This is a genomic window from Mycobacterium simiae (assembly GCF_008370645.1).
Classification (GTDB): Bacteria; Actinomycetota; Actinomycetes; order Mycobacteriales; family Mycobacteriaceae; genus Mycobacterium; species Mycobacterium simiae_A.
Genome location: NZ_VTZN01000249.1, coordinates 1 through 5,258 on the forward strand (window position 1 = coordinate 1; position 5,258 = coordinate 5,258).

Sequence of the window (5,258 nt, forward strand, 5' to 3'; positions counted from 1 at the left end):
ACCTCCGGCACCTCCGGTCCCAGCATCGCCGGCTAACGAGCGTGCGCCGGCCCCGCCGGCTCCGCCGGTGCCCCATAGCCCGGCAGCTCCGCCGGCCCCGCCATTTTGGACGGTGCCCATCGCGGCCAAGCCGCCGGCCCCGCCGTCGCCGAGCAACCACCCGCCGGGAGCTCCGGCGGTACCGCTGCCTGCGGCCGCGGGCAGGCCGTTGCCAATCAGTGGGCGCCCGGTCGCCGCCTGGACAGGCCCGTTAATCGCGTTGAGCACTTGTTGCTGCAGGGTGTGCAAAGGCGAGATGTTGCCCGGGGCATTGAAGCCGTCCAGACCCAGCAGCAGCCCGCTGGTGCCGCCGACGCCGTCAGCTCCCGGCGTCAACCCGGTCCCGCCAACCCCGGCGTTGCCGCCGTTACCGATCCACACCCCATTGCCACCGAGACCGCCGGCCCCGCCGGTGGTGCCGCCCTCGCCGCCGCTGCCCACGAGTAAGCCGGCGCGGCCGCCGGCCGCGCCGGCACCACCGTTAGCTGCGCCCTGTCCACCGGCGCCACCGGCGCCGCCGTTGCCCAGGACGCTGGCGTGGCCACCGACACCGCCGTCACCCGCGTTACCGAAACGGCCGACCCCGCCGGTACCGCCGGCGCCGCCGTTACCGAGCCAGCCGGCATTGCCCCCGGTACCGCCGTTCCCGCCGGGGCCGACGTCGCCAACTCCGCCGGTCCCGCCGGTCCCGCCGCTGCCCAGCACGCTGGCGTCACCGCCCGCGCCGCCAGCACCTCCGGCAGTGATGCTGTACCCGCCGGTGCCGCCGGCACCGCCATTGCCCAGCCAGCCGGCATCGCCACCAGCGCCACCAGCGCCCCCGCCGGTGGTACCGGCGCCGCCGCTGCCGCCGTTACCGCCCCCGGCGCCGACTAGACCGGCGAGCAGCCCGCCGGTCCCGCCGACCCCGCCGGTCCCTCCAACGCCGTTACCGCCGTAGCCGCCGATCCCGCCGGCGCCGCCACCGCCCACCAGCCCCACCCGGCTGCCCCACCGCACCACTGGCCCCCGCAGCCCCATCACCGATCAACGGCCGACCCAACAAGATTTGCGTGGGCGCATTCACCACCCCAAAAATGGCCTGCTCCAACGCCGCCAACGCCGACACGCTAGCCGCCTCAACCCCCGCATACGACACCGCACCAGCACTGAGAGCCTGCACAAACCGCTCATGAAACACCGCCGCCTGAGCACTCAACACCTGATACCCCTGAGCATGAGCCCCAAAAAGCGCCGCCACCGCCGCCGACACCTCATCAGCACCGGCAGCTAACACCACCGTCGTCGGCGCCACCGCCACCGCATTAGCCGCGCTAACCATCGCACCGATACCCGCCAAATCCGCCGCCGCCGCCACCACCATCTCCGGCGCCGCAAACACAAAAGACACTGGGGCACCTCCGAACCACGCCGGGATTAGCCACAGGCACACAGTCGACAACCGCGCCCGATACCCCCGCAGCCTAACCCGATGTCAACGTGATTGTCATCACATTCACCCAGACCCGGGCCGCCAGAGGTTGCTACTCGTCGTCGAGAGCCGCCAACACCTCGTCCGACACCTCGACATTGGTCCACACGTTCTGCACGTCGTCGCTGTCCTCCAGCGCGTCGACGAGTTTAAACACCTTACGAGCACCATCGATATCGACGGGCACGCTCACCGACGGCTGAAAACTCGCCTCCGCCGACTCGTAGTCAATGCCCGCGTCTTGCAAGGCGCTGCGCACCGCCACCAAGTCGCCCGGCTCTGCGACCACTTCGAAGCTGTCGCCCAGGTCGTTGACTTCCTCGGCGCCGGCATCCAGCACTGCCACCAGCACGTCGTCCTCGGTCAAGCCGTCCTTGTCCAACGTGACCACACCCTTACGGGAGAACAAATAGGACACCGACCCCGGATCAGCCATGGTGCCGCCGTTACGCGTCATCGCCACCCGCACCTCGCTGGCGGCGCGGTTGCGGTTGTCGGTCAAGCACTCGATTAACACCGCGACACCGTTCGGCGCATAACCCTCGTACATGATGGTTTGCCAGTCAGCGCCGCCGGCTTCCTCACCGGCGCCGCGCTTGCGCGCCCGTTCGATGTTTTCGTTAGGTACCGAGCTTTTCTTGGCCTTTTGGATCGCGTCGTAGAGCGTGGGATTACCCGCCGGGTCACCGCCACCGACGCGAGCAGCGACCTCGATGTTTTTGATCAGCCGGGCGAACATCTTGCCGCGGCGGGCGTCGATGACAGCCTTCTTGTGCTTGGTGGTGGCCCACTTGGAATGGCCGCTCATCGGTGTGCTGCACCTCTTCTATGACTCGACAAGTTTGCTTGCCGAGTCTACGTGGGCGTCTCGTACCGCCCAGTGTCACGCCCGGCCGGTGACGATGTCGACGAACATCCGGTGGATCCGACGGTCGCCGGTCATCTCCGGGTGAAACGCCGTCGCCAACACGGCACCTTGCCGCACTGCGACGATGTGACCGGCGGCTCGGGCCAGCACCTGCACTCCGTCACCGACCCGCTCGACCCACGGCGCCCGGATGAACACCGCGCGTACCGGATCATCAAGTCCAACGAACCCAATATCGCCCTCAAATGAATCGACTTGCCGTCCAAAAGCGTTGCGCCGCACTGTCATATCTATCCCGCGCAGTGGCAAGGCCTCACGTCCCCGGGCGCCAGCGTCCAGGATCTCGCTGGCCAGCAAGATCATGCCGGCGCACGCGCCGTAGGCCGGAAGCCCGTCGGCCAGCCGCGCCCGCAACGGCTTCAGCAGGTCGAAGTCACGCAGTAGGTGGCTCATGGTCGTGGATTCCCCACCCGGCAGCACCAAGCCATCCACCGTGTCCAACTCAGCACGCCGCCGCACCGTCATCGAGTCAGCCCCCGCTGCGCGCAGCGCCGCGAGGTGCTCGCGGGTGTCCCCCTGCAGGGCCAGGACGCCAATCCGCGGCGCGTTCACTGCGGACTCGGCTGGTATCCGCGCCGATAGCGGGTCAGCCCCTCCTGCATCACCGCGGCCACCAGGTCACCACCCTGGCTGAAGATCTTCCCATGGGTCAACGCGCGACCGCCGCCGGCCGATGGCGACGACTGGTCATACAGCAACCACTCGTCGGCGCGAAAAGGCCGCATAAACCACATCGCGTGGTCCAGCGACGCCACTTGCAGATGCTCACGCTCCGGCAAGTGCGTCACCTGCGCCGAACCCAGCAGCGTCAGGTCGCTCATGTAGGCCAACGCGCAAATGTGCAGCACCGAATCATCAGGCAGCGGATCACGGTGCCGAAACCAGACCTGCTGCTGGGAGGCCTTACCAGGCACAAGCGTCAGCAGGTCGCGCGGCACGATACGGACATCCCACTCCTCGAACTGCCGAAACCCGGCGTCGTCGAACACCTTCACCGAGCTCAGCCCGGGCAGATCGTCGGGCGGCGGCGCCGCCGGCAGGGCGTCTTGGTGACTGATGCCGTCCTGAGGGGTTTGGAAGGACGCTCCCATACTGAAGATGATTTCGCCGTGCTGGATGGCGGTCACCCGCCGGGTAGCAAACGATCCGCCGTCGCGAGTGCGCTCAACGATAAAAACCGTGCGCTCCTCGGCGTCCCCGGGTCGAAGGAAGTAACCATGTAGCGAGTGGACTTGGTAGCGGGGCTCAACGGTGCGCACCGCCGAGACGAGCGACTGGCCGGCCACATGGCCGCCGAAAGTGCGCTGCAGGAAACCCGATTCAGGGCTAAATACGCTACCGCGATAGATGTTGACCTCGAGCTGCTCTAGATCAAGAATCTCCTCGATTGCCACACAAGATTCTTACCAGCCGCGCTCGGCCAGGCGATGCGGCTGGGCGATGTCCGCTACGTTGATGCCCACCATCGCCTCGCCCAGCCCGCGCGAGACCTTGGCCAACACATCGGGGTCGTCGTAGAACGTGGTGGCCTTGACGATTGCGGCGGCGCGGTGCTCGGGAGCGCCGGACTTGAAGATGCCCGAGCCAACAAAGACACCCTCGGCGCCCAACTGCATCATCATCGCGGCATCGGCGGGCGTGGCAATACCGCCGGCGGTAAACAACGTCACCGGCAACTTGCCGGCCCGGGCCACCTCGACCACCAGCTCGTAGGGCGCCTGCAAGTCCTTGGCCGCCACAAACAATTCATCCTCAGACAACGACGTCAACCGCCGGATCTCGCCGCTGATGGCCCGCATGTGTGTGGTGGCATTGGACACGTCACCGGTTCCAGCCTCGCCCTTGGAGCGGATCATCGCTGCTCCCTCACCGATGCGCCGCAACGCCTCGCCCAAATTGGTTGCCCCGCAGACGAAGGGAACGGTGAACTTCCACTTGTCGATGTGGTGGGTGTAGTCGGCCGGAGTCAGCACCTCAGACTCATCGACGTAATCCACCCCGAGACTCTGCAGAATCTGGGCCTCCACGAAATGCCCGATGCGCACTTTGGCCATCACCGGGATGGTGACCGCGGCGATGATGCCCTCGATCAGGTCGGGGTCGCTCATCCTGGCCACCCCACCCTGGGCCCGGATGTCGGCGGGCACCCGCTCCAACGCCATCACCGCAACCGCGCCGGCGCCCTCGGCAATGCGGGCCTGCTCCGGAGTGACCACGTCCATGATGACGCCGCCCTTGAGCATTTCGGCCATACCGCGCTTGACCCGCGCCGTTCCGGTCGCGGGGTTTGCAGTATCCACGGTGTCCTCCTTCGATCTGTGCTACAGCAGCACCCTCGCCGCGCGCCTCATGTCGATACGTCGCGCAGACGCGGCCAGACGTCGTCTCCAGCAAACGACCGTTGGTAACCTACCAATCGGACAGCATCGCCGCGGTCGCGGCCAACCGGCTGCGGACACAGCTAGGGTAAGACCCATTATGCGCGATAGCGAATCGGTTTGCTTAGGCCTTTCGCCTGCCGCATTCTCCGACGCGACAACCACGTATAGTGCGGCCATGCACGGCATCGCGAACGGTAGAAAGCCGATTGCTCAGGTTGGACCGATCTGGTGATAGACGATAGCTGCCCAGTCCACCTCGACGGCGACCAGCTCGCCAGGATGCGTGGCGAGTACGGACCGGAGAAGGACGGTTGTGGCGACTTGGACGTCGACTGGCTCGACGTCGGCTGGCTAGCGCTGTTGCGGCAGTGGATGAGTGATGCGCAACGCGCGGGGGTGATCGAGCCCAACGCGATGGTGCTGGCGACGGTTGCCGACG

Annotated in this window: 4 protein-coding genes and 2 pseudogenes; 1 reads left to right on the top strand and 5 read right to left on the bottom strand. The window is 66.9% G+C overall.

Translation table 11 applies throughout. The features are described 5' to 3' along the window. From F0Q45_RS24005 to pdxS, 5 genes and pseudogenes are all read right to left on the bottom strand, one after another. Positions 1-1,429 (bottom strand): annotated as a pseudogene (locus F0Q45_RS24005) (PE family protein); the annotation flags it as partial. 133 nt (positions 1,430-1,562) lie between these two features. Continuing rightward, positions 1,563-2,318, bottom strand: coding sequence for a YebC/PmpR family DNA-binding transcriptional regulator (locus F0Q45_RS24010; RefSeq protein WP_149656280.1), 756 nt, complete (start codon positions 2,316-2,318; stop codon positions 1,563-1,565). A gap of 75 nt (positions 2,319-2,393) precedes the next feature. Beyond that, positions 2,394-2,990, bottom strand: coding sequence for a pyridoxal 5'-phosphate synthase glutaminase subunit PdxT (gene pdxT, locus F0Q45_RS24015; RefSeq protein ID WP_149656281.1), 597 nt, complete (start codon positions 2,988-2,990; stop codon positions 2,394-2,396). After that, positions 2,987-3,832 carry an acyl-CoA thioesterase II gene (gene tesB / locus F0Q45_RS24020; RefSeq protein WP_149656282.1) on the bottom strand — a complete coding sequence of 282 codons (846 nt, stop codon included), beginning with the start codon at positions 3,830-3,832 and terminating at the stop codon, positions 2,987-2,989. The genes pdxT and tesB overlap by 4 nt, the downstream gene beginning before the upstream one ends. 9 nt (positions 3,833-3,841) lie before the next feature. Further along, entirely contained in the window at positions 3,842-4,738 is an 897-nt protein-coding gene (pdxS, locus tag F0Q45_RS24025; RefSeq protein ID WP_149656283.1) for a pyridoxal 5'-phosphate synthase lyase subunit PdxS, read from the bottom strand. Between the two features lie 360 nt (positions 4,739-5,098). Between pdxS and F0Q45_RS24030 the strand changes: the two are divergent. Then, positions 5,099-5,258, top strand: a pseudogene (locus tag F0Q45_RS24030) (pyridoxamine 5'-phosphate oxidase); the annotation flags it as partial.

Excerpts from the sequence above, each read along its gene's own strand:
- F0Q45_RS24010 (WP_149656280.1), bottom strand. The coding sequence starts at position 2,318 with ATGAGCGGCCATTCCAAGTGGGCCACCACCAAGCACAAGAAGGCTGTC.